This window comes from Paenibacillus sp. J22FR83 (genome assembly GCF_059691955.1).
The window spans coordinates 44,935-68,069 of sequence record NZ_JCAUAM010000010.1 but is presented as its reverse complement, the minus strand read 5'-3'; the positions used below and the strand labels follow the sequence as shown (position 1 = coordinate 68,069).

The window sequence follows — 23,135 nt, the reverse complement described above, 5'->3', positions numbered from 1 at the left end:
CTATTTGGGTTTAGTCCAGACGTTGTTTAGAGCTATAATCAGGCGCATGCTCATTTTGGTGAGCGATTCTGGCTGAGGCTGCTGCCGCTAATCCACAAATTAAGTCATCCAGAAAAACATGCACGCTGCTGCGATCATCGTTTAGGGCGCGGATAATTCCTATTTTTTCCTTATCCAAATATCCGAAACTGGTTAACCCAATCATCCCATACACATGCACAATCCCAAGTGCCAGCGTTTCGTCTACTCCGTAGAGAGGCTCATCTACATCAAGGATCGATTGCAGCGGCTCTGGCAGCATCTTCTTCTCGGCTAATTCATCCAGCGCAATCCCTGTATAGAGGGTATATTGCACTTCGCGTTTGGAAAGTACTGCCATCACACTGTCGACACATTCTTGTATCGTGAGTTGATCATTATACGGCTTCTGCAGCTTATATACGATTTCTGAGACTTGGTCCACGGACACACCGCGTTTCTGGAGTAGCTGGATCATGTGTTGTTCGGTCATAAATCCTCCTCCTAGTAATGGGATGCTGATATGAATAAGAAAAGCCGGGTTCCTATTCATATGCGGAGGATGTCATATTTACCACAAGAAACACTAGAACAACAAGTGAAAAACAACGAGTGAAATTTCTCATTTCACTCGAACAGACTCTTTGCCCATAATCGTCTCGATCATGCGTATTAAATCCTTGTTGGGATCGACCCGGTACTGGTCGCTTAAAGCCAGGAGCTTGTTGCTGCTCTCATAGAAAAGCGCAACCGCAAGCTGGCCCTTGTGCAGCTTCAGCAGCGCCTTCAGCTGCAGGAGCTTATCCGGCTGCTCGCAGTCAGCCGTGATCTTGACGAACACCCGCTGCGGCTTCGCCTCCGCAGCGACAGGCTCTTGGCGGCCCGCTGCCGGGGCCGCCTGCACTGGAGCGGCGCTGCGCGCGCCGCTCTGTGGGGCAGCCGCACGCGGCGCACGATCCCTGACATCGTCAGGGGATCGTCTGCCCGCAGGCTGCCGGCGAAGCCGCTGGACGGCCTCCGGGTCGTCCAGCGCGGCAAGCTGCTCCGCGAGCAGCTTGGGCGGGTCCTCGTCCTGAAGCTGCAGCTTCCCGCGGACGAGGACGAGCCTGCCCTTCCCTACGAGCGGAGCCGACTTCTTCCAGGTCTCGGGGAACAAGACCACCTCGACCTTGTCAATGCGATCCTCGAGCTCCATGAACGCCATCGGGTCACCTTTTTTGGTGACGATGGTCTTGTTGGAGAGGATCATCCCGGCCACCAGAACATCGCTATGATCTGGTTGCTCTGTGAGCTGATGCAGCATCACAGCATCCAGCGCTGCTAGCTGTTCCGAGTAGGCATCCAATGGATGACCTGAGATGTACATGCCAAGGAGCTCTTTCTCCAGCTCAAGCTGCTTCGTTTGCGGCATTGGAGGAATATTCGGTACTTCCACCTCCCAATTCGGTTCTTCAACGAATCCGAAAAGGTGAAGCTGGAGATCGTCCCGTTCCTTGCGCCATTTCGTAGCGGAAGCGATCGTTTCGTCAAGGATGGCAAGATGTTGCGCACGGTGACCGCCAAGCGAATCGAAGGCGCCGCCTTGAATGAGGGATTCCACCACGCGTTTATTACATACACGGAGGTCTACTCTTCGACAGAAATCGAGCAAACTCTCGAACGGCGCTTTCTTTCTCTCGCTAAGAATGGCATCGATGGCTTGCGTGCCTACATTTTTGATAGCTGCCAATCCAAAACGGATCGCGCCAGCACGCGAATCTGGTGTAAACACCGTTCCACTGCCATTCACATCCGGCGGCAGGACGGCTAGCTTCACGCGTCTACATTCGTCCACATACTCAGCAACCTTGCGGTGATTCCCCATAACGGCAGTTAGCATGGATGCCATGAAATAGATAGGATAGTGCGCTTTAAGATATGCCGTTTGGAAAGCTAAGACGCCATAGGCTGTCGCATGTGCGCGCGGGAAACCGTAATCGGCAAAACGCACGATCATATCATACACATGGTTCGCCTCATCCGCGTTAAAACCTTGACGCAAACTTCCCGAAACGAAATGCGTCCGTTCTTCATCGAGGACTTCCCGCTTCTTTTTGGAAACAGCTCTACGTAATAGATCCGCTTCTCCTAGGCTGAAACCTGCCATCGACGAGGCAATTTGCATGATTTGCTCTTGGTAGACAATGATGCCGTAAGTGTCCCCCAGAATGGGTTCAAGTGTTGGATGCGGATAAACAACCTCCACTTGTTCGTGCTTACCAGCAATATATTTAGGAATAAACTCCATCGGGCCTGGACGGTACAGAGCCAAGACAGAAATAATATCTTCGAATTGGGATGGTTTCAAGTCCTTAAGAACCTTGCGACAGCCAGTTGACTCCAATTGGAATACGCCAGTTGTTTCCCCTTTACTGAGCATTTCATAAGTGATATCATCCGAATCCATATCAAGGAGATCGAAGTTAATGTGAACCTCTTCCATTTGGGCAAGCCAATCCACAGTTCGTTCAATAATAGAAAGCGTCCTTAGACCCAAGAAATCCATCTTGAGGAGTCCTATCGCCTCTAAATGCTCCATCGTGTATTGGGTAAGCGCCGTCTGAGTCGTCCCTTCTTGCAGAGGCACATAGTGCGTCAGTGGCTCTCGTGAAATGACAACACCAGCAGCATGCGTTGAAGCATGACGCGGCATCCCTTCAACACGCATTGCCATTTCTAGCAACTCTGCGGTCTTAGGTTGTCTAGCGACCATTCCTTTCAAGTCAGAGCTTATCTCAAGAGCATCCTTCAGGGTCATCCCCAGCTGATTCGGAATGGCTTTCGCCGCTCGATCTACATCCCCGTAAGGCACATTAAGGACTCGCCCTACATCTCGAACTGCAGCTTTTGCCGCCATCGTTCCGAACGTAATAATTTGGGCAACGTGCTCATGGCCATATTTGGCAACGACATAATCAATGACTTCATCCCGTCGTTCATCGCTAAAATCGATATCAATATCGGGCATTGAGATCCGCTCTGGATTCAAAAACCGTTCAAATAGCAACTTATATTGCAACGGATCGACATTCGTAATGCGCAGGACATACGCAACTAAACTTCCCGCAGAGGATCCCCGCCCTGGCCCTGTCATAATCTTTTTCTCATGCGCAAATCGAATAAAGTCCCATACGATTAAAAAGTAATCGGAGAAGCCCATGTTCGCAATAACACCCAGCTCATACGTGAGCCGGTCTTCGGCTTGTTTCTTCATGGGATGAGTCGTATCCTGCCACTCAGGCTTGCTGCCGTAACGCTGTTCCAGCCCTTGTCTGCATAGCTCCTCCAAATAAGCTCCCGCTGTTAAATGCTCCGGGATCGGACGGAAGCTTGGCAAAATCGACTTCCCGAACGTCAATTCTACATCACAGCGCGATGCTACCACAGCCGTATTCGCAAGTGCTTCTGGCACATGGACGAATAGACGCCTCATTTCCTCTTCGCTTTTCAAATACATCTGGCTCGTGCCCATCTTCAGGCGATCCGTGTCTTCTACCGTTTTGCCCGTGCCGATACAAATCAGAATATCTTGCATCACGTGATCCGGCTCTGTGACATAATGCACATCATTCGTTGCAATTAAGGGGATGCCGGTTTCTTTGCTCAATTCGATCATGGAAACCATCACTTTTTTCTGCTCAATCATGCCGTGATCTTGAATCTCCAGAAAGAAATCGTCGCCGAAAATATCGCGATAACGCTCTGCTGCTTGGCGAGCCTCGTCATAGCGGTTGTGCAGCAAATGCTGGGAAACCTCACTCCCTAGACAGGAACTGAGGCAAATTAACCCTTCCGAGTACTGGGATAAATGCTCTAAATCAATACGTGGTTTATAGTGAAAGCCCTGTAGATGTGCAATCGACGTGAGCTTCATAAGGTTTTGATAGCCCTTGAAATTTTTGGCAAGCAAAATAAGATGATAAATCGGCTGCTCCTGCCGGGTCCCTTTTTCACGAATGGAACTCGAAGTGAAGTAAACCTCACAGCCAATAATTGGTTTGATTCCCCGCTGTTTGCAAGCTTTGTAGAATGCGATTGCCCCGTACATGACGCCATGATCTGTCAACGCCAGAGAGGTCATACCCAGATTGGCCGCTTGTGTAACAAGCTCCTCCATTCGTGCCGCACCGTCTAATAAACTATATTCACTATGCACATGCAGATGTACAAACGAACTCATCGCTGGTTCCCCCCTTCTTTCGTGATTTATTCCTTACATTTTATCATATTAGAGCTAGCCAGTCCCATACAGTAGTAGAGAGAGTTTGTCCTCCAACTCAGTAGAAAGGAAGCGATTGGCACATGGCTGGCTTTTGGGCAAGTATTATCATGTATTTCTGTATTGCGTTTGGGGTCGTATTTGGAGGAAGTATGCTGAGCGGCATCGCAGCCGTATTAACTTTGCAGTCTCCAACGGAAAAAATGCTGACCATTTCGGAGAATATTAAGATCTGGGCGATGGTCGCTGCGGTAGGCGGTACCATTGATCCAATCCGCTATATTGAAAGTCATGTGGCTATCGGTCATCTCAATCCGGCCATCAAACAGATTGTCTATATCATCGTTGCTTTTACAGGGGCACAGTTCGGAACTGCACTCATTCAAATGATTTGCAAAGGTGGGCATCAGACTTGAGAATTCCTCCTTTTGCAAGATACCAACGACTGCTGGCGAGCTTTGGACTGCTGTTGTCGGGAGCGATCATTGGGAGTGCCGTGTACATGAGTATTCATCAACATACATACAACGAGTTGTATGTACAGTTACATAAAGTTTTGCAGGAAAATCAAGATCTCGAAGACGATATCGCTAGTTTGAAAAAGACCAAAAATAATCAAACCCTAGTCAATGTCATTAATGTTCATTTGCTGCCTAAGAACCAAGATGATCTGATCAGCGAGGATATTCAAAAAGAAATCGAAGGCGATGTGAAAGCTGAACTCAAGCTTGTTATTGGTCAAAAGGCAACCTTCGTGCGGGATTCTCAGCCCCTCTACGAGCGTCTAATCACACAAAGAACGTATTTCCTACACGATAAAAAATATGTTGTCGAAGTCAAATCCATCGTCCTTATTCAGACGGAGTTAACCCTTTGGATTACAGCGCAAGAGAAAAAAACATAACGTCGACTGGCCTCTCATCTTGCAATCCCCTCATAAAATCGCTAAAGTTAATTGTAAAATCAATGAAAAGGGACGGATTGTCGCTATGCACGCCATACAACTGACGTTATTCATTCTTATTTGCCTCTTCCTCGCGCTTACATTGTTCTACAGCATTCGCTCACGTCGCGAGCCTGATGCCGCCAAACGAGGCTTGTATACAGCACGCATGAACATTTGCATGGGCTTGATGCTCGTACTCATTGCGATTACACAGATCTTCTTCTTCAGTGAATCGAGTTTCCGCCGCATCTTCGGTACTGTGCTCGTATTGATCGGGGTATTCAATGTATTCGTTGGTATCCGCAATCACGGACATTTCGACCGCATGCTGCGCTAGATCACTTGTGCGGTCAACATCGCCTTGGAAACCAAAGCTCCCGCATGATAAATTTCTACATCAATCTTGCCAAATTTACGGCTCACCTCAATGATGGTGGGTCGTATTTCTATTTTGGAATCAATCTGAAGCGGCTTGAGGAAATAGGTCGACATGTTATCCATAACGAGATCCCCCTTCTTATGCTCTTGCACAATGCGGTAAGCGGCCTGCGTCATAAGTGTCGTAAGAACCCCTTCTGAGACCGTCCCCAAATGATTCGTCATCTGCGGTGTAATGATCCCATGAAATTGCAGTTTGCCCTTCTCATCTCTAACCTCTTCCATCCCAGACCAGATAAGATCTTCAAAGGTTTCGCCGTTCTGCGGCTGTTTTTGAATCGATTGCATAGCTTTCAAGATATCGCTGCGGTTGAGCACCCCGACAATTTTGCGATTGGTATCCACAACTGGCAAAAGCTCAATGCCTTCCCACACCATCATATGGGCAGCCGATGCGACTGAGGTCTGAGGTGAGACCGTTAATGGATTGCGTGTCATCAGTTTATCAACGGATTGCTGGATGCTCGCGCCAACCATATCTTTGGACGTCACAACACCGATAATGCGATTCCACTCATCGACAACGGGAAAGCGGCTGTAGCCTGTGTCCTCTGACATGCGCTGCCAATCCTTCAACGTACTGTTCGCTTTCAACGCGAAAAGCGCTGTGCCAGAGGCGAGAATATCTTCGACGAGCATGATTTTCTTTTTGATCAGACGATCGTAGATAGCTCGGTTAATCATGGATGCGACAGTAAACGTGTCATAGCTGCTTGAAATAATCGGCAACTCCAACTCATCCGCCAGCACTTTGACCTCAGTACTCGTATTAAATCCACCTGTAATGAGAACGCCGGCGCCTTGCTCGAGGGCACATAAATGAGCCTTGTTCCGGTTCCCCACAATCAATAGGCTGCCAGCCTCAATGTAGCGCATCATGGCGTCTTGCTCCATCGCACCGATAACGAACTTATGCAGCGTCTTATGCAGCCCCTTCGCTCCACCTAACACCTGGCCATCCACCATATTCACAACCTCGGCAAATGTCAGCTTATCAATGTTCTGACGAAGCTTCTTCTCCACACGAACGGTTCCGATCCGCTCTTTCGTTGAAACGAGTCCTTGATTCTCCGCCTCTTTAATGGCGCGGTATGCCGTGCCTTCGCTGACTTCCATATTTTTGGCGATTTTACGAACGGAAATCCGACTTCCTAACTTCAAGTCCTCAATATGCCGCAAAATTTGCTCATGTTTCGTTAATGTATCGACCGATTGTGTATCCAACTGTTACACCTCATTATTAGATCCTGTATTAGTCTGTATTACTAGTATAAACATTCTATGGGGTAAGAACAATGAGGCATAGAAAGATGGAAAAGCATCCAACCCCATTGGATTGGATGCTTCCTATTCATTATACCAAACATACGTTCGATGTCAAAATTCAGCTCATTCTTCGCTTACTTGCGGAATTGAAGAAGCTTCCGTCTTCCTTGCACAAGCTGTTCCATCTGCCATTTCTTCATCCGATTAATGCGGAGTTGTTGCTTGCGTTTCTCTTCATCTACACCTAGGATCTGATGCAAATGCGAGGCGATGATCAGCAGGGCCATTACAAGCCAGATGACACTAAAAATCATCGGCAAGGAGCCCACATCACGAAAATTCAATTGAGGAATGGAATAAAATAACATGCCGACTGCCAAACTCATGTACACGACATTCTTGAAACCTTTCAACCGGATCACACGCCTTTCGTTCATATTAACCGCGAACCTCGCTCTACCTACTTCCATTGTATGAGACAAGTCATCGAGATATGAACACATGTGGCACCGTACGGCCAAGTTTATTCGACTTCGTACCCTTGGCTGCTCAGAAAAGCTTTCATATGCTTCCTTGGACGCTGCGCTTTGGCAGCCATTTCCTTGGACCAGGTCGTATCGACTTTGCCGTCGGTACGTACGTTCATGTAATCGCGGATCGTCTCGTCGTACGAATCGACCGCGGGTGCGTTATAGGCATACCGATTCTCGTGGTATACCGCTTCGAGCGGGAGCCGCGGGCGAAGCAGCGGCTCTTGATCCGGCATGCCGATACACATGCCGAAGATCGGGTACACGAGCTGGGGCAAGCCCAGCAGCTCGGATACTTCCGCGGGCTTGTTGCGCAGCCCGCCGATGTAGCAGACGCCGAGGCCGAGTGACTCGGCGGCGATCGCTGCATTTTGCGCAGCTAATGCAGCTTCGACCGTGGCAATGATGAGATTCTCAGCATTGCCGGTAATTGGCGTGTCCACGTGCAGGTGGGCCGCTTCCGCGTAGCGGTGAAGGTCTGCGCACCACACGAGGAACAGCGGGCACTCGCTGACGTATGCTTGATTGCCAGCTAGCTCCGCTAGCTGGCTCTTCAAGTCAGCATCGGTTACATGGATGATGCTGTAAGCTTGCATGTTACTTGAAGTGGATGCTGCTTGAGCAGCCTGAAGAATCGCTTCGCGCTGCTCGGTGCTCACGGGTTCATTCGTAAATTTGCGAATGGAGCGATGACTTTTTAGTAGATCAATAATTGCATTCATGAATGGATCCACTCCTTTTTCTCTTTTATCCCAGTATCCATGATAATGGATCGATATTCAATTTCTAATCACTTTTTGGCATGTCAGCCAGCTGTGGCGGATGTTGCGAGGTTGTAGGAGAAGTAGTAGAGTGCTGTTGAATAGCTGTAGTGTATCATAGTGCTGTTAAAGTAACTGTAGAGTAATTGTAAAGTGCTTGTTGAATTGCTGTAGAGTTGCTTGTGACGTGAGGAGCAGATTATATAGCTATCCATAGACCAAAAATGCAATAGTGCAACCTTTCCCACACATTTCGGCTCAAAACTAGTAAATTGTTGCAAATAGGCAACCTTTTCGAATAAAAACTCATTATTTTCACGAAATAACTAAAAATAAGTGCCTTTTTGCACTTATTTCCATTTTAATCGGAGAAATCCCCATTAAAGATGCCTTTTTGCAACTTTGCTTGTGTTTTGTGTGAAACTAAGTGGTGCGCGGCGATTGAGGTGGTATCTACAGTTAGCTAGTTTATGACGTTCAATCGGAAGGCTTGACGGTGGATGTACGATACGATAACTAGTTAGTTACTGGCACTTTCACGGAGAGCTCGACGGCGGATCCACTCTACGTTTTCTTACACGCCACGCCATTCCCTTCTCTTTACAAAAAAGCTCCCGCAAAGCTGCATTTTCGCAGTTTTGGGGAGCTTTGATATGAAAGCGGGGCAGTCTCTTACTCTATTTCCACCTCACTTTAATAGCACTTTTCTTGCCTTTCGATACAACAAAGTCAGTATCCACGGTATAGCCACAATCAAGACAAACACGATGCCATTATACAGATTGAATAGGAGAATGGAGCCCGGCATGTGCACCTTGTATTTCCACAAGGAAAGTAAGGCTGGATGCATGAGGTAGACGCCGAAAGAAACTAGCCCCAGCGAGACGAAAAATTTCGCCACGCGCTTCCATCGCACTAGGAGTTCCTTCGCCATCCAGATCATGCTCACGCCGATGCCTAGATTGTACAGCAGCCACGCGATTTCATACCATGTATTTTCAAAGGTGTATCCTCTAGAAGCTAATAAGTAAAGCCCCGTGTACACCAGGCCACTTAAGATTGAAGTCGGAATGACCCACCCTTTGTTGCGATCCAGCCAAGCACGGAAGTTGCTATAATTCATCCCGATGGCACCGCCAACTAGGAAATAACCGAAATAAGTGATACATAGTTCAGGTTTATGAGAGATCGGACCGATCCAGTGACTATAGATATAAACTCCAGCCTGAATTGCCAACCCCCAGAACGCTAACGTTTTGCGGAACCATACAGCATTCCTTACGGCCCATACGAGCAGAGGAAACAACAAGTAGAACTGCACAATAATAATCATAAAATATAAATGATAGCCTGAATCTGCCCATCTGAGCTGCTTGAGAAATACACCAAAATCTAGCGTAAACGGATGCCCAGGGGTCCATAACCATGGATTATATATATAGTAGAAAAAGGACCAAACGATATAGGGGACGAGCACTTGTCGAACACGTTTCCAATAGAATATGCCTGCTTGCTTAGCACTCCAATTGTCCGCATAAATATAGAACAACACGATGCCACTCAAAAATATAAAGACAGGCACAGCAAAATAACTTATTTTGTTCAGAAATAAAATAAACAGCTGGGTGCTGCTGCCTTTCAACGCTGGATCCACTGTCCAGTCGGCCGTTACATGAATCAGAACTACAGCCAAGATGGAAATGGCTCTGACAATATCAAGCTCCGTAATCTTTGCTTTTGCCATGTCGGTTTACGATCCTCATTTCAATAATAAATACCCTTTAACTATAGACATTTTCGACATGTTTCGCAACATGGGAATAAGCAAAAGAGCCCCAATCACATCGAATTGGAACTCTTCGTCACATCGGTTTCGTTTGTCCTACTTTTACTTGACGTTTACGTGATGACATTTGAAATCTAACCAGTGTTAAACCGACTAAAATAATCGCCGTTGAGATGTACATCGCGGCTGCCCAGCCTTGCTTGCTATCTGTCCCTAGGAAGATGCCATGCAGCATAGACAATGCAAATATGGGATAAGACAGCATGTGAAGGGCAAGCCATACTTTTCTTTTGAGCTTATTTCGAATATCCGTTGTAAAAAGTACAAGGAGTAACCCATACATGGCGATTGTTCCCAAGCCGGTAAGTACTGGATTATTTTGGGCCGAAAATGGAATTAAGATCTCAGCCCAGTCGAAAGGCATGAAAGTATCTATAATAAGTAGAACCGTATGAAGGAGAGCGAAGCCCACCCCTGTTAAATTGGCATATGTGTGCCAGCGAAGCAATTGGCCTTTCTTGTGCCCTTTGAACTGTGGAAAGCTGTAGGCAATACCGATCGCCATGCCAACAAACAAGGTGAGATAGGAAAGTATCCCAAAGGTTCGAATCAGTATCCAAGTAGGTAGTTCAATCAAGAAATGAATCATAGGCATCTTTCTCCTTTCAACCCTATCCAGTTAAGCTCTACGCTGCCCAGAAGTGGCTTCACATGAAACACAGCACCATCTGAGGTATACAACAAGGCTTCCATACCAAGTGATCTGCGCCGGAAGAGGGAAACACCTTCCTCTATCCCAAGTATGCACAACACTTTGGCCCAGACTTCACAAGCTGTCAAATCTTGACCGACAACGGTACATTGCACAACAGAAGATAAGCTTGGCCGCATCGTGCGTGTATCAATGAGATGATGCATCTCGCCTGCATTCGTTTGCCAACGTCTGCGCATGATGCTCGAAGTAGCTACAGCACCCGTTTGCAATTCAATTCTTACCTCCTTGGAAGGATCAGCTTCGAAGGGGTTGGCAATACCGATACACCAAGGCTCATGTTCTCCAGCACCTCCCCAGACCGCCACGTCTCCACCAGCATTAATGAAACCACGACGAACTCGCCAATCACGCTGGAGACGACTTGCAATGTGTGCTGCAGTCCAGCTTTTGACAATGCCACCGAAATCCACTTTGTACCCGGCTAATAGGCGGACCGATTTCATCCAGGGATCTATTTGCAAGGCCATTTCGGAGTGTTGAGGAGCATTCCGTTGCTCAAGCTCCATTATAGGATCCCGTATATTCTCAAAGGATTGTCGGTATCCAGCCTGCTCTATTGCATGTCCAACACAAATATCAAAAGCACCGTTGGTTTGTTCCTGGTAATGTCTGGCTAGTTCAAGAACTTCGAGCATGCTGTCAGAAATAAAGCTTAGCTGCCCGCTTCGCGCATTGAGATAAGAACATTCACTTGTCGGAAGAAACCGACTAAATCGTTGTTCTGCCTGGTCAAATCCATCCAACACAGGGATCTCAAGCTCAGCAGTTGGTGTTTCTGTTTCCAGTAAGACTTGTATGTGTGAATTCATCGCGCGAAAGGTCATCTCATGAAACATATAGCCATCCTCTCCTGTCCTGACTCGACGCTAGGATGCGTGACTTCTTGTGTGGCTCTTGGTCTGATCGGACTGTTGTGATTGCGGTAGTGATTGGGAGGACGAATCATCTGTCCGATTGATGGAATCCCGACTACTTTCACTACGCGCCGGCCTTTTCGAAGCATTTCGACCGGAAAATTCTGACGATGGCATATCTAGCCTTTTCTGTGCAATTACGGGTGTCGTGTCCAGCTTGGCATTCGAAGCTTCACGAACTGCCGTTAGAAATTCTGGACTTTCTTTGACTTCCTGAAACAAATAGACAACAATCATCGCACTAACGATTCCTAACTGCCATTTGGTCCATTTCGAGGATGCTTTCATGCCTAACCCATCCCATCTCTATGAATAAGAATCTAAGCTCATTATACGAGGTTAAGGACCTTAAAACCTGAGTAAGCCCTAAAAATTAGCTGAATACTCCCTGAAGTATGTTTGAAGAATGGGCGCTTTCCTCCCGAAGCCTAGGCACAAAGGGAAATATGTCCTCATATGATGGAGTAGTTTACTTGGCATAAGGGCAATACCGCCATGACCAGATAAGAAAGTTCGCTTCGGTTTAACGAAACAGCTTGCTTATTGGAGAAAAATCAATCTACCAGATAAAGGGATCTTTGGTCGGATACCAAAGTCTCTCCTTTCCCGGGGCCCCTTTGTAAGGGAGAATAGCGGTCGATCATCCTTGAATGGCCTCGATAGGGATTTTCTCATGCTGGAAGGAGTGTTCACTATTGACCAGATCGAAAGTTGGCGTAACCATTCAAAGCACCAGCATCTTTTTGGATGATCGGACCGTTGTTCTAAGTGAAGCCATTGCAAGAAAATGGAAAGTTCCGTCCAATCATATGATTAACATGCGATTCGGCTCCTATCAGCAGGACGTGAAAGTAGTCACAGCTGCTGTACCGAATAGCCTTCGTGTCGACCCTGCGCTTGCATCTAAGATAGGCCTTCATCAAGGGGCTCGGCTTACCATCAACTATAAGCCAACTTCGAATACAATGTCGATTGGACCCTTAATTGGTGTCATGATTAGCCGCGTTAACGCGAGTTCCCCGAGTCGCCCTTTTGGTCCTATCACTACGTTTTGTAAAGAATTGACCGATGCATGTGATCAGATGGGAGCTAGCGTGTGTTTCTTCCCACCGAAAGAAATGCGCGCCAACCCACAAACGCTTTCTGCTTATTCTTATGCCAATGGTACTTGGAGTAAAAGAACGTTCCCGATTCCAAATGTTATTTACAATCGTCTCACTTCACGTAAGTACGAGAATTTGCCCAATGTTCAACAGTTTATGAAGGACGTCAAGTCCCGATATGGCACAGAAATCTTTAACGAGAAATATTTGAATAAAACAGAGGTTTTTGAGGCTTTGCGAAAAGATAGTTCATTGCATAGCTATTTGCCGGAATCCTATCTCTTCAAAAACTTTCAAATGCTAAAATCTATGGCTGCACGCCATGGTGTTCTATTCCTTAAACCAATTACTGGAAGTCTTGGAAATGGCATTATTCGCATTCGCAGAGAAGGCCTTGGCGAGTCCTATACGACACATTCAACCAGCCTTGCTGGCGTCCGCAGACAAACGTACCCTACTCTTCTTGCAGTATTTCAGTCGATTTCCGGGAAACTCAAGACACAGCGTTATCAAATCCAGCAAGGGCTTGATCTCATTTCATCCGAGGGCAATCCGATAGACTTCCGAGCACTTGTGCAACGGGGAGAAAAAGGGGAATGGGAAATCACCTCGATTGTAGGTCGGATTGCTGGCAGCCAACACTTTGTTTCCAACCTAGCACGAGGGGGATCATTATCCACTGTGCCTGCGGCGCTTGCCAAAGCTTCTTTCTCCACGACTGCTGCTCGCGCTGCGATTATTCGTCGTTTACGCAAGGCCTCTTTGGAAATTGCCAAAGGGATCGAAACCCAAATCCCAAGTCATTTCGGTGAACTAGGTATTGATCTTGCCGTTGATCGGTCAGGCAGAGTATGGCTGCTAGAAGTGAACTCTAAGCCCTCTAAGGATGACAATACAGCACTCAACACCGACAATACCAAAAATAAGATCAGACCTTCTGTACGAACTTTGGTTAAATACGCTCGTTTTCTAGCGAAGCAATGAGGTGAATTATGAGATTGCGAACACAGCGACCCTTGTTAGGCATCATGGTTACTGAACTGAACCGAGATCTTCCCTTTGCAAGTTCGATCTTTTATCAGAATCTAACGCGACATGGTGCTAGCAAAGGGATTGATGTGTTTGTTTTCTCGCCTAATCGCATCGATTGGATGCAAGAGATGGTAAGGGGGTATATGTATGACCCTACACAGCAAACATGGATTACCAAGCTGTTTCCCCTTCCCTCCCTCATCTATGATCGCTGCTTCTTCAGCAATAAACAAAGCTATCTTACCTATCAATATCATGTACGCAAGTTGCGTGAGATCCCTTCGATTCGCTTCCTTGGCTATGGTCTTGGCGGAAAGTGGGAAGTGGGGCTGATGCTGCAGAGAGATCCATCCTTGCTCGCCTACTTGCCAGAGACGAGTAGACTCCGAAGCGGAAACCAACTTGAACGGTGGCTACAAAGTCATTCTGACGCATTCCTAAAGCCACAAGGCGGTAGTCAAGGCAAAGGTGCGATTCACATTCACAAAGAGAATTCTCACTTTCAATTGAAAGGACGAGATGGGCGCAATCAACCCATCTTAGAAGAGTTTCATACGTGGTCTGCATGCTGGCAGTGGCTGAAGCAGGCAATAGGCTCACGTCCTTATCTCCTTCAATCCTATTTACAGCTTCATGCGATGAATGGCATGTCCTATGACGTACGGTCTCTAGTCCAGAAAAATGGTCGAGGAAACTGGGAACATACGGGCATGGCCGTTCGTGTCGGAAAGCCTGGAAGCATTACTTCCAATCTGCATGGCGGAGGCACTGCCGAAGATGCATGCGAGTTTCTAACTCGCGAATTCGGGGCGAACAAGTCCGACCAACTCATTGACACCATAACCATGCTCTCCACACATATCCCATCTGTGCTCGAGTCCTATCATGGTCGATTAGCCGAGCTAGGCATTGATTTCGGTATTGATAGCAGTGGGCGCGTGTGGATTATAGAAGTGAATTCAAAGCCGGGTCGAACGATTTTCTCCCGTTTGCATAATGAGCGAGCTCGTTCGAAATCTATTGCAAATCCGATCCACTATGCTGGATTTTTGTTGAACAAACAGCTGAGCTGACAGTGGCTAAGCTTTGTTTGAATGTGCTCATGGGGGCAGAACGTCATCTCTGCTTGTTTGGCACAGAAAGCCCCGTAGGGCAACAAGTTTAGGAGGGTAACCTAATGAGTTTGACATCGTGTATGCTCCACGCCGTACAACGAACAGATAGATCGGTCTACTTAACGAGTGATCTCGCCAAAGCTTTACGGTTAACCGGAACTAAATCCATTACTGTAAAGGTTGGGAGTAAAGGGACTTCGTTACCGGTCCGTTTGATCAAAAAAAGTGGTCAGCATATGTACATCCCGCTTTCCCTAATGGCCTCCTTGCGTATTCCTCGCACTGGGAATGTGTTAGTCGTTAATACCAACAATAAAGAGCTTCGCATCGGTCCACTTATCGGTGTTTTAACCAATGTGGAAAGCGGTACATCTCCATTCGGTTCGAAAACAGGATTCATACGTCAAGTCATCAATACCGGCTCACAACGTTCATTCAGCTTCGCTTTCAGCCCTAAGAGTGTGAATTGGATCCAAGAGACGGTAACTGGTCTTATTCCCAAAGAAGGCGGCGGTTGGATGCGTAAAACCTTCCCGCTTCCAGATGTGATTTACAATCGCCTCTCTAGCCGTAAAGCAGAAAAATCCGCAGGTATGGAGGGATTCAAAAATCGCTTCGTAGGACGGGGAGTTCCAATCTTTAACTGGAGCTTCTTTGATAAGTGGGATGTTTACAAAATGTTGGATGGTGATGAAGCGTTCCGATTCGTACCCGAATCTCACATTAATCCCACAGCTGAACAAATCAAAGAAATGCTGGATAAACATAAATTTATATATTTAAAACCAACAGCAGGTAGCCTAGGCATCGGTATCTATCGCGTGACCTACAATCCGAAGCGTGGTTATTTCGTCCGTTTCCGGAAAGGGAACAAAAATGTCCTGATTCGTTATGCCAAGTTCGAAGGTTTGATGCAAATGTTAGGAACAGGACGCGGCCGTTTAGCAAGTTATGTCGCCCAACAAGGCATTCGACTTATCGAAATTGACAATTGTCCGATTGACTTCCGCTTCCACTTGACGAAAAATGGCCAAAATCAATGGGTTGTTGCGGCGATAGGGGCTAAGAAATCAGGCAAAGGCAGTGTCACAACGCATATTCGTAATGGCGGGCAGCTCATGACACCAGAGCAGGTTCTTCGTCTAGTTTATGGGGCACGCGGGGAACAAATTCTTGATAATGCCAAGGAAACCGCGATTAAACTCGCAGAAGGCATTGAAAATAATTATAATCATCTGCTCGGAGAGTTAGGCTTCGATATCGGAATTGATCAGAATGAAAAAGTATGGATGTTTGAAGCTAATGCGAAGCCTGGTCGATCCATTTTCAAGCATCCTTCGCTCAAAGAGGGAGACACTGCTACTCTTCAAAGTGTGTATGAACACTGCCTGTATTTGAGCCGTTTCCGCTCAAGGAGGGAAAACTAATGGGTTTCACCCTTCATGAGAAAGCTCCTAAACCAACACTCGCTATCCTCACAGTGAAAGACAGTTCCCGTGTATTTCGCGGAAATTTAGATAATTTTCTAGATCTCATTAAAACAGGCGAGCGCTACGGCGTAGACGTGTATGTCGTGACGACCAAAGACTTCAGTATTTCAAATGCTGAAATGTACGGCTATCGCTTTCGTCCAAGTGCCAATAAATGGAGCAGGGAACTCGTTCCCTCTCCTCAAGTTGTTTACAACCGCATCCCCTACCGGAAAATGGAAATGAGACCTGAGGTTCAGCAAACCATTCAAGCTTGTAAACGCAGCACCAGCATTCATTTATTCAATCCTTCCTTTTTCAATAAATGGACATTATTCAGTTGGTTAAATAGTGCCAAAGAAAGCAAAACGTTCATGCCAGATACACTGCAAATGAATGAAGTATCGGATCTCTCCCAACTACTGCAAAAGCACCCCGTTCTCTACCTGAAGCCTGTAAAAGGAAAAGCCGGAATGGGCATTATGCGCATAGATCGTGTTAGTCCCAAGGGAAGCAATAGCCAGTATCGTCTTAGCCGCCTACATGACAAGAAAATGGTCTATAGCTACCATACAGATTCAGAGGACATCTGGCAGGAATGGGAGCAGTATAGCGGCGGTCAAGATTATATCGTACAACAAGGGATTGCCCTAACTAGATTCAAAGAACGTGCTTACGATCTGCGCGCACTCGTTCAGAAAACTGCAAGAGGCGAATGGAGTGTCTCTGGGATTGGCGCCCGTGTAGCAGGCAAAGCCAGTATAACCACACACGTTCCGCGCGGAGGTTCAATTGATGAACCAAGGAAACTCCTTGCTTATGTTTTCGGCGCTAAAGAAGCCAAGAACATTCTACGACGTGTTCGAAGCGCAGTCATTACACTAGCAACTCAAATTGAGAAATCTTCAGGCAGTCCGCTTGGTGAAATGTCCATGGATATCGGTGTTGACACATCTGGACATATCTGGTTTTTTGAAGCGAATTCGAAACCTATGAAATTCGACGAACCTCGAATCCGCCAAAAATCGCTTGATCGGATTATTCAATATAGTCTGCATTTGATCAATAATCGGAGAAGAAGGTGATTATGCTTGTCTCAAGAACGACTAGGCGTACTCGCTATTTATTTAAACAACTCACGACTCGAGGAGCTGGCTTATTTCCAGCGGCTTAGCAATGAAGGTAAGCGGCTAGGCGTTCAAGTCGAAGTGTTTACTCCGTCGGATGTACAGGGAAATGCCGTGCGAACGCTCACATTTGATTCCAATCGAGGAAGATGGCTTCGGAAGTACACTACATTACCTCCCATTATCTATGATCGCTGCCGCTATAAAGCCGCGGCGAATTATCATATGCTCCAAGCTTTTCGCAACCGTCATGCCAAACTCATTTATTTGAGCAAACCACTAGCCAACAAATGGTCGATGCACCAAACACTCTCCCAAAGCAGCGCGATTCGCCCTTATCTGCCAGCAACTGTTCGCTACAGCACGATCCAAGAGTTGATGAGGTTTCTGAAGAAACATAAGCTCATCTATGTGAAGCCGAAGAATGGAACCGGAGGAAGAGGAATTCTTCGAATTGAACAGATTTCCTCTGATCTTTATTTGTTACAAGGCAGAAATCAATATCGTTCCATCATTGCTCCCTTCAAAGCGAATGAAAAACAGTTAGCCATCAAGCTGCATACGCTGAATCTGAGCCCCGATTATGTCGTTCAGCAAGGTATCCATTTAACTTTGAATGACGGTCGGGTTCATGACTATAGGCTGCTCATTCAGAAAAATGGTCAAGGCGTATGGGAAGTGACGGGGTGCGCAGGAAGAATTGGCCCTCATCGCAGTATTACCTCCAATCTTCATGGAGGCGGCACAGCTGTAACCCAAGATCGCTTATTAGGATATCGCTTCTCATCACCAGAGAAAATTGCTGATATCAAAGACGAGATGAATGATTTTGCCTATAAACTAGCCGACTATTTGGAGGTCAAATTCGGGAAGCTGTGTGAATTGGGGATGGACATCGCCGTTGACCCCAAAGGCAGTGTCTGGCTGCTCGAAGTGAATCCGAAGCCATCACGAGAAGTATTTCGCAGAATTGGACAGCACGCCACCTACCAGAAAGCCGTAACAAGGCCCCTCGAATATGCGCTTTGGATGCTGCGGCAGAAAAAAGGCGCAGAGGAAAGAACAGATTAATCTTCCACAAAAAAACAAGCGAATCACCTTATGGTGAAAGCTTGTTTTTTGGGTTGACCTCATCTTATTCGGACACTAGATGTCCCGTTTACTATACTGGAAGTACTTGATGGCTGATCGTTGATTTCTCGATTTGTATAGTCGTATGCGTAATGCCAAAACGCTTCTCAATGACGGTGATTCCTTGCTGCAGAATCGCTTGGCTGTCCCGATCATCTCCAATCAATAGATGACAACTCATGGCTTCAATGCCCGAAGTAATCGTCCACACATGCAAGTCATGAACGTCAACAACACCATCAATCTCCTCGAGAACTTGTTTAACAGCTGCCAACGAAATTGCACTCGGTGTGCCTTCCATCAAGATGTGTAGGGTTGATTTCAGGACGCCCCATGCGCCTCTTAAAATAAGAAGAGACACAATGATGCTTATGATTGGATCCGCCACATACCAGCCAAAAAGCAGCATCACAGCGCCAGCTACAATGGCGCCTACAGAACCTAACGCATCACCTAATATGTGCAAGTAGGCACTGCGTAAATTCAGATTCCCCTCTACATCGCCCTTCCTCATAAGCGACCAAGCACTTAATAAATTAGCGATAAGACCAATGCACGCGATGAGCATCATGGAACCACTAGCAACAGCAGTAGGATGTAGGAATCGTTCAATCGCTTCCCATATTATGAGTCCAGCAATGACGAATAACGTCACCGCATTAAACAGTGCTGCTAAGATTTCAATACGATGAAATCCGAAGGATAGACGAGCTGAGCTAGGCTTCGCTGTAAACCATAGGGCTAGTAGACTCAATGCTAGCGCACCCGCATCACTCAACATATGACCAGAATCAGACAGCAAGGCCAAGCTATTCGTCCAGAGTCCGCCTACAAATTCAAGTACCATGATGCTTGCTGTTATTCCAAGTGCGATCAGCAGCCCTTGCTTATTGCCTGAATGCCCGTGGTTGTGGCCATGGTGATGCCCGTGCCCATGATGATGATGCGCATGGCCCTTGTGGTCATGGTGATGACTGTCCTGACCATGCTCATGCTGAGCCTGACCTTCGTGGTCATGATGCACATGGCCTTTATCTTCCCCGTGGTCATGTCCACATGCGTATTCCTTTTTCGAATCATGCTGATGCATGGCATTCCCTCCCTAGTTGCTCACTTACTACATACGATTGTTTAATTGACTATATATGAATGATTGCTCATATGTTAATAATAAAGAATCAGACTTGCCAGTGTCAATAGGCTTCTCCAAAAAAGAAAGACCAATTCATCTCTCCACGCATGGTGAGCTTGAATCGGTCTTTATCATGAACAGCTTGCTTTGCTTAGGTCCCTGTTGCTGTCTTGTTCGCGCCTGCTTCAATCCCGTCAGGGTCTACTGTAATTGTCGCACTGAATACGGTCCCGGATATCGAGAAATCCCCTGTGATTCCGCCGCCAGCACCTGAGTAAGATTTGGAGGCACTCGTAGGGGCAATGACACACGTATCACCGTTAACCAGGTTTCCTTCATTCCTAATAATGTTGAATATCCCTACAAAAGAAGGCATTCTGATCAGCACCTTTATCTCTCAATGTGCTACAGTGTATGCCCAAGGCGCCCGCTTTGCGACAGACCTGTGAGAATTAGGAAATATAGTCCAGCAGCTCAGCGAATCGTCCAATTCGGATATGTGCACCTTCCAGTTCGCCAGCTTCCCGAAAGCCAGCGTAGTCGCATGCCACAACGATAAGGTTATTGCGAAGACCCGCTTCTACATCAGACGAGCGATCTCCTACCATCCACGCGGACTGAATGCCGTGTTTTTCAAGCAAAATTTTGACTAAATCCACTTTAGAACGCGTTTGGTACTCACCTGCACTGAATAAACCTTCGAACAGATGCGCTAGCCCCATCTCCGCGATAACTCGCTTGACGTAATCCTCCAGCCCATTGCTGGCTACAAATAAACGAACACCCTTGGCATGCAAGGCCTGCAAGGTTTCTGCAACCCCCTCGTATACTACACCACGGCCTTCCTGAAGTCCCTCGACCTGGTACTTAATTAGTAACTTATCAGCCTCCTGATGTACGGCAACAGGCGACTCTGGCATGACACGCATCCAAATTTGTTCAAGGAGCATGCCTAATGCACCAAGAATTCGCTCTTCAGGCGGTGTCTCCCCTTCGTAAATCCCTTGTGCTCGAAGCTCGTCGAAGGTCGCATGGTATGCTGGCAATAGTAAGGTTTCTGTTTGAAATAACGTCCCATCCAAATCAAAAAGCATCGCTTCTGGCAGTTGTCTCCGAGTTGTCATGTTCCTACTCCTTTAAATGTGTAAAATAGTTGTAATGATCTATGTTAAGAATGGCAAACATACCCATGTAAGTCAATGTACAATTGAAATAATCGACTACGCTATTTTAGGTAAAATGGTTATTGCCGATCTTATTAATTTCAGTTATGATTGAAATGAGAATAATTTTATACATTAATGATATTTTCACGCAAAATAGAAACGGACTTTTATTAAATAATCCATGAAATTGACTTATCCCTGCCCCTTACATCCATGAAAGCGAGGAATAATGAATATGAATCTTCATATTTTCCAGAATCAACAAGAACTTAACGAAGCAGGTGCAGGTATTATCACCTCCCTCGTGCAAATGCAGCCGAAAGCCGTGCTCGGTTTGGCAACCGGAGGCACACCTGTCGGCATTTATGAAGAACTAGTGAAAGCTTATCAGAAAGGCCGTGTTAGCTTTAAACAAGTAACAACTTTTAACCTTGATGAGTACGTCGGTTTACCGGAGGACCATTCTGAGAGCTATCATGCCTATATGGCGCAGCATTTATTTGCACATATTGATCTTCCTGCAGGATCCGCTCATATTCCGAACGGCAATGCCTCTGATTTGGAAGCAGAATGTGAGCGATTCAATCAACTTTTGGACGATGCTAAGCAAATTGACTTGCAAATTCTCGGCCTTGGCCATAATGGGCATATCGGCTTTAATGAACCTGACGATTCTTTGATCAGTGGTACGCACCGTGTTGAACTGAAAGCAGAAACACGCGAAGCCAACGCGCGATACTTCGATTCCATTCAAGATGTGCCTACACACGCCCTGACGATGGGTGTTGGTACCATTCTGAAAGCCAAAACAATTCTCTTAATCGTACGCGGTGCTGATAAAGCCGAAATCGTACATCGTGCCCTTACAGGACCTATCACAACCGAGGTGCCTGCCACATTGCTGCAGACTCACCCTCACTTAGTTGTTCTATTAGATGCTGAGGCTGGGAGGCTGTTCGAATGAGCGAGCTACTGATCTCTGGCGCTAAAGTAGTTACGGAACAAGGCATCATTGAGGATGGATTGGTTCATGTCATAGATGGTAAATTGGTATACGTAGGCGAATCCTCTGGTTGGCAGGATACAGCTAGTCCAAGTGCAGTTCGCATCGAAGCAGGCGGTAAATGGTTGCTGCCTGGCTTCATTGATGTGCATGTACATGGCGGTTACGGCGCAGATTTCATGGATGCGAATTCGGAAACATTGGATACGATCACCAAATTTCATGCTTTGCATGGCACAACGGGCATGTTAGCTACGACGATGACAGCTACGCGTGAAGCGATCGACCGTGTTCTTGTTGAAGTACACAGCTACATGGAGCAGGGGATGCCTTATGCTCAACTGCTTGGTGTGCACTTGGAAGGCCCTTTCATTTCGCCGAAGTGGGCCGGCGCGCAAGATCCGAACCTCATGGTGCCGCCGCAGCTACCATGGCTTCAGGAATGGCATGAGCGGTTCCCGCAGCTCATGAAGCAGTTGACGTTAGCCCCCGAGCGCGAGGGGGGCCTGGAGATGATCGCATGGCTTCGCGATCATGGGATCGTTGCCGCATGCGGCCACACGGATGCCTCTTACGCCGACATCCAGTCGGCGGTGGCAGTGGGGCTCTCGCATGCGGTGCATACCTTCAACGCGATGAAGCCGTTGCATCATCGCGAGCCAGGGACCGTCGGTGCCGTGCTCACCGACGCACGCATCAGCGGCGAGGTGATCGCCGATGGGATTCACGTGCATCCAGCAGCGATTAAGCTGCTGACGATGGTGAAGCAGCCGCATGGCTTGCTGCTGATCACGGACGCCATGTCCGCTGCCGGGCTCGGCGACGGCCAGTACGACCTTGGCGGCCAAGCCGTGACCGTGCAGGCGGGCGTTGCCCGGCTGACGGAGGGCGGCGCGCTCGCCGGCAGCACGCTGACGATGATCGAGGCGCTCCGGTTTATGGTGCGCGAGGTCGGTGTCAGCGTCGCAGACGCGAGCCGCTACGCGAGCGGCAATCCGGCGAGGCAGCTTGGCCTCGAAGCGACGCACGGCTCGATTGCCGCAGGCAAGCAGGCCGACCTGCTGCTGATCAACTCCGAGTTGGAGCTCGAGCAGGTCTGGGTGCGCGGCACAGCGATGAAAGAAGCTTAGTGTGATTCCTTACGCCTATGGCAATCCTTTTAGTC

Annotated in this window: 22 protein-coding genes; 10 read left to right on the top strand and 12 right to left on the bottom strand. The window is 47.3% G+C overall.

From position 1 onward, the window contains the following. Window positions 1-10: 10 nt before the first annotated feature. A complete protein-coding gene (locus AC58PV_RS18815) occupies window positions 11-511 on the bottom strand; it encodes a phosphatidylglycerophosphatase A family protein (protein WP_497433824.1) in 501 nt (166 codons plus the stop codon). A gap of 129 nt (window positions 512-640) precedes the next feature. Further along, a complete protein-coding gene (locus AC58PV_RS18810; protein ID WP_497433823.1) occupies window positions 641-4,237 on the bottom strand; it encodes a DNA polymerase III subunit alpha in 3,597 nt (1,198 codons plus the stop codon). A 122-nt stretch (window positions 4,238-4,359) separates the two neighbouring features. On the opposite strand from AC58PV_RS18810, the gene AC58PV_RS18805 reads away from it, so the two are divergent. From AC58PV_RS18805 to AC58PV_RS18795, 3 genes are all read left to right on the top strand, one after another. Next, on the top strand, window positions 4,360-4,692 hold the full coding sequence (locus tag AC58PV_RS18805; protein ID WP_068662847.1) for a YtrH family sporulation protein: 333 nt from the start codon (window positions 4,360-4,362) through the stop codon (window positions 4,690-4,692). After that, the gene (locus tag AC58PV_RS18800; RefSeq protein WP_497433821.1) at window positions 4,689-5,180 is read left to right on the top strand and encodes a sporulation membrane protein YtrI; all 492 of its coding nucleotides are present in this window, start codon (window positions 4,689-4,691) and stop codon (window positions 5,178-5,180) included. The genes AC58PV_RS18805 and AC58PV_RS18800 overlap by 4 nt, the downstream gene beginning before the upstream one ends. Window positions 5,181-5,265: 85 nt before the next feature. Beyond that, a complete protein-coding gene (locus tag AC58PV_RS18795) occupies window positions 5,266-5,559 on the top strand; it encodes a YtpI family protein (protein ID WP_497433820.1) in 294 nt (97 codons plus the stop codon). Here the strand turns inward: AC58PV_RS18795 and AC58PV_RS18790 are convergent. The 7 genes from AC58PV_RS18790 to AC58PV_RS18760 form a co-directional block, all read right to left on the bottom strand. Then, the gene (locus AC58PV_RS18790; protein WP_497433819.1) at window positions 5,556-6,884 is read right to left on the bottom strand and encodes a DRTGG domain-containing protein; all 1,329 of its coding nucleotides are present in this window, start codon (window positions 6,882-6,884) and stop codon (window positions 5,556-5,558) included. The two genes, AC58PV_RS18795 and AC58PV_RS18790, sit on opposite strands and share 4 nt — an antisense overlap. Window positions 6,885-7,060: 176 nt before the next feature. Then, on the bottom strand, window positions 7,061-7,363 hold the full coding sequence (locus AC58PV_RS18785; RefSeq protein ID WP_497433818.1) for a hypothetical protein: 303 nt from the start codon (window positions 7,361-7,363) through the stop codon (window positions 7,061-7,063). An 86-nt stretch (window positions 7,364-7,449) separates the two neighbouring features. Then, window positions 7,450-8,178, bottom strand: a complete 729-nt coding sequence (gene nfsA, locus AC58PV_RS18780) for an oxygen-insensitive NADPH nitroreductase (RefSeq protein ID WP_497433817.1) — start codon at window positions 8,176-8,178, stop codon at window positions 7,450-7,452. Window positions 8,179-8,905: 727 nt separating this feature from the next. Then, window positions 8,906-9,961 (bottom strand): acyltransferase, encoded by a 1,056-nt coding sequence (locus AC58PV_RS18775; RefSeq protein ID WP_497433815.1) that lies wholly within the window; start codon window positions 9,959-9,961, stop codon window positions 8,906-8,908. Window positions 9,962-10,079: 118 nt separating this feature from the next. Further along, the gene (locus tag AC58PV_RS18770; RefSeq protein WP_497433814.1) at window positions 10,080-10,652 is read right to left on the bottom strand and encodes a ferric reductase-like transmembrane domain-containing protein; all 573 of its coding nucleotides are present in this window, start codon (window positions 10,650-10,652) and stop codon (window positions 10,080-10,082) included. Next, window positions 10,649-11,614 carry an FAD:protein FMN transferase gene (locus AC58PV_RS18765; protein WP_497433813.1) on the bottom strand — a complete coding sequence of 322 codons (966 nt, stop codon included), beginning with the start codon at window positions 11,612-11,614 and terminating at the stop codon, window positions 10,649-10,651. The genes AC58PV_RS18770 and AC58PV_RS18765 overlap by 4 nt, the downstream gene beginning before the upstream one ends. Before the next feature lie 30 nt (window positions 11,615-11,644). Further along, window positions 11,645-11,980 (bottom strand): hypothetical protein, encoded by a 336-nt coding sequence (locus AC58PV_RS18760; protein WP_497433812.1) that lies wholly within the window; start codon window positions 11,978-11,980, stop codon window positions 11,645-11,647. A 407-nt stretch (window positions 11,981-12,387) separates the two neighbouring features. Here AC58PV_RS18760 and AC58PV_RS18755 point away from each other — a divergent pair, with 407 nt between their 5' ends. The 5 genes from AC58PV_RS18755 (at window position 12,388) to AC58PV_RS18735 (ending at window position 18,609) form a co-directional block, all read left to right on the top strand. After that, the gene (locus AC58PV_RS18755; protein ID WP_497433810.1) at window positions 12,388-13,779 is read left to right on the top strand and encodes a YheC/YheD family endospore coat-associated protein; all 1,392 of its coding nucleotides are present in this window, start codon (window positions 12,388-12,390) and stop codon (window positions 13,777-13,779) included. An 8-nt stretch (window positions 13,780-13,787) separates the two neighbouring features. Continuing rightward, the gene (locus tag AC58PV_RS18750) at window positions 13,788-14,900 is read left to right on the top strand and encodes a YheC/YheD family endospore coat-associated protein (RefSeq protein ID WP_497433809.1); all 1,113 of its coding nucleotides are present in this window, start codon (window positions 13,788-13,790) and stop codon (window positions 14,898-14,900) included. A 104-nt stretch (window positions 14,901-15,004) separates the two neighbouring features. Beyond that, entirely contained in the window at window positions 15,005-16,369 is a 1,365-nt protein-coding gene (locus tag AC58PV_RS18745) for a YheC/YheD family endospore coat-associated protein (protein ID WP_497433808.1), read from the top strand. After that, window positions 16,369-17,496 (top strand): YheC/YheD family endospore coat-associated protein, encoded by a 1,128-nt coding sequence (locus AC58PV_RS18740; protein ID WP_497433806.1) that lies wholly within the window; start codon window positions 16,369-16,371, stop codon window positions 17,494-17,496. Before AC58PV_RS18745 ends, AC58PV_RS18740 begins: the two co-directional genes overlap by 1 nt. A gap of 6 nt (window positions 17,497-17,502) precedes the next feature. Continuing rightward, window positions 17,503-18,609, top strand: coding sequence for a YheC/YheD family endospore coat-associated protein (locus AC58PV_RS18735; protein ID WP_497433805.1), 1,107 nt, complete (start codon window positions 17,503-17,505; stop codon window positions 18,607-18,609). 91 nt (window positions 18,610-18,700) lie between these two features. Here AC58PV_RS18735 and AC58PV_RS18730 read toward each other — a convergent pair whose 3' ends face one another. The 3 genes from AC58PV_RS18730 to AC58PV_RS18720 form a co-directional block, all read right to left on the bottom strand. Continuing rightward, the gene (locus AC58PV_RS18730; RefSeq protein WP_497433804.1) at window positions 18,701-19,759 is read right to left on the bottom strand and encodes a cation diffusion facilitator family transporter; all 1,059 of its coding nucleotides are present in this window, start codon (window positions 19,757-19,759) and stop codon (window positions 18,701-18,703) included. A gap of 193 nt (window positions 19,760-19,952) precedes the next feature. Next, window positions 19,953-20,177, bottom strand: a complete 225-nt coding sequence (locus AC58PV_RS18725; protein WP_497433803.1) for a spore germination protein — start codon at window positions 20,175-20,177, stop codon at window positions 19,953-19,955. 76 nt (window positions 20,178-20,253) lie between these two features. Beyond that, on the bottom strand, window positions 20,254-20,925 hold the full coding sequence (locus tag AC58PV_RS18720) for an HAD family hydrolase (RefSeq protein ID WP_497433801.1): 672 nt from the start codon (window positions 20,923-20,925) through the stop codon (window positions 20,254-20,256). Between the two features lie 277 nt (window positions 20,926-21,202). On the opposite strand from AC58PV_RS18720, the gene nagB reads away from it, so the two are divergent. Further along, window positions 21,203-21,931 (top strand): glucosamine-6-phosphate deaminase, encoded by a 729-nt coding sequence (gene nagB / locus AC58PV_RS18715; RefSeq protein WP_497433799.1) that lies wholly within the window; start codon window positions 21,203-21,205, stop codon window positions 21,929-21,931. Next, window positions 21,928-23,100, top strand: coding sequence for an N-acetylglucosamine-6-phosphate deacetylase (nagA, locus tag AC58PV_RS18710; RefSeq protein WP_497433797.1), 1,173 nt, complete (start codon window positions 21,928-21,930; stop codon window positions 23,098-23,100). The genes nagB and nagA overlap by 4 nt, the downstream gene beginning before the upstream one ends. Window positions 23,101-23,135 lie beyond the last annotated feature (35 nt).

Excerpts from the sequence above, each read along its gene's own strand:
- AC58PV_RS18795 (WP_497433820.1), top strand. The coding sequence starts at position 5,266 with ATGCACGCCATACAACTGACGTTATTCATTCTTATTTGCCTCTTCCTC.
- AC58PV_RS18720 (WP_497433801.1), bottom strand. The coding sequence starts at position 20,925 with ATGACAACTCGGAGACAACTGCCAGAAGCGATGCTTTTTGATTTGGAT.
- AC58PV_RS18775 (WP_497433815.1), bottom strand. The coding sequence starts at position 9,961 with ATGGCAAAAGCAAAGATTACGGAGCTTGATATTGTCAGAGCCATTTCC.
- nagA (WP_497433797.1), top strand. The coding sequence starts at position 21,928 with ATGAGCGAGCTACTGATCTCTGGCGCTAAAGTAGTTACGGAACAAGGC.
- nfsA (WP_497433817.1), bottom strand. The coding sequence starts at position 8,178 with ATGAATGCAATTATTGATCTACTAAAAAGTCATCGCTCCATTCGCAAA.
- AC58PV_RS18815 (WP_497433824.1), bottom strand. The coding sequence starts at position 511 with ATGACCGAACAACACATGATCCAGCTACTCCAGAAACGCGGTGTGTCC.
- AC58PV_RS18770 (WP_497433814.1), bottom strand. The coding sequence starts at position 10,652 with ATGATTCATTTCTTGATTGAACTACCTACTTGGATACTGATTCGAACC.
- AC58PV_RS18810 (WP_497433823.1), bottom strand. The coding sequence starts at position 4,237 with ATGAGTTCGTTTGTACATCTGCATGTGCATAGTGAATATAGTTTATTA.
- AC58PV_RS18745 (WP_497433808.1), top strand. The coding sequence starts at position 15,005 with ATGAGTTTGACATCGTGTATGCTCCACGCCGTACAACGAACAGATAGA.
- AC58PV_RS18765 (WP_497433813.1), bottom strand. The coding sequence starts at position 11,614 with ATGTTTCATGAGATGACCTTTCGCGCGATGAATTCACACATACAAGTC.
- AC58PV_RS18725 (WP_497433803.1), bottom strand. The coding sequence starts at position 20,177 with ATGCCTTCTTTTGTAGGGATATTCAACATTATTAGGAATGAAGGAAAC.
- nagB (WP_497433799.1), top strand. The coding sequence starts at position 21,203 with ATGAATCTTCATATTTTCCAGAATCAACAAGAACTTAACGAAGCAGGT.
- AC58PV_RS18785 (WP_497433818.1), bottom strand. The coding sequence starts at position 7,363 with ATGAACGAAAGGCGTGTGATCCGGTTGAAAGGTTTCAAGAATGTCGTG.
- AC58PV_RS18740 (WP_497433806.1), top strand. The coding sequence starts at position 16,369 with ATGGGTTTCACCCTTCATGAGAAAGCTCCTAAACCAACACTCGCTATC.
- AC58PV_RS18805 (WP_068662847.1), top strand. The coding sequence starts at position 4,360 with ATGGCTGGCTTTTGGGCAAGTATTATCATGTATTTCTGTATTGCGTTT.
- AC58PV_RS18760 (WP_497433812.1), bottom strand. The coding sequence starts at position 11,980 with ATGAAAGCATCCTCGAAATGGACCAAATGGCAGTTAGGAATCGTTAGT.
- AC58PV_RS18750 (WP_497433809.1), top strand. The coding sequence starts at position 13,788 with ATGAGATTGCGAACACAGCGACCCTTGTTAGGCATCATGGTTACTGAA.
- AC58PV_RS18730 (WP_497433804.1), bottom strand. The coding sequence starts at position 19,759 with ATGCATCAGCATGATTCGAAAAAGGAATACGCATGTGGACATGACCAC.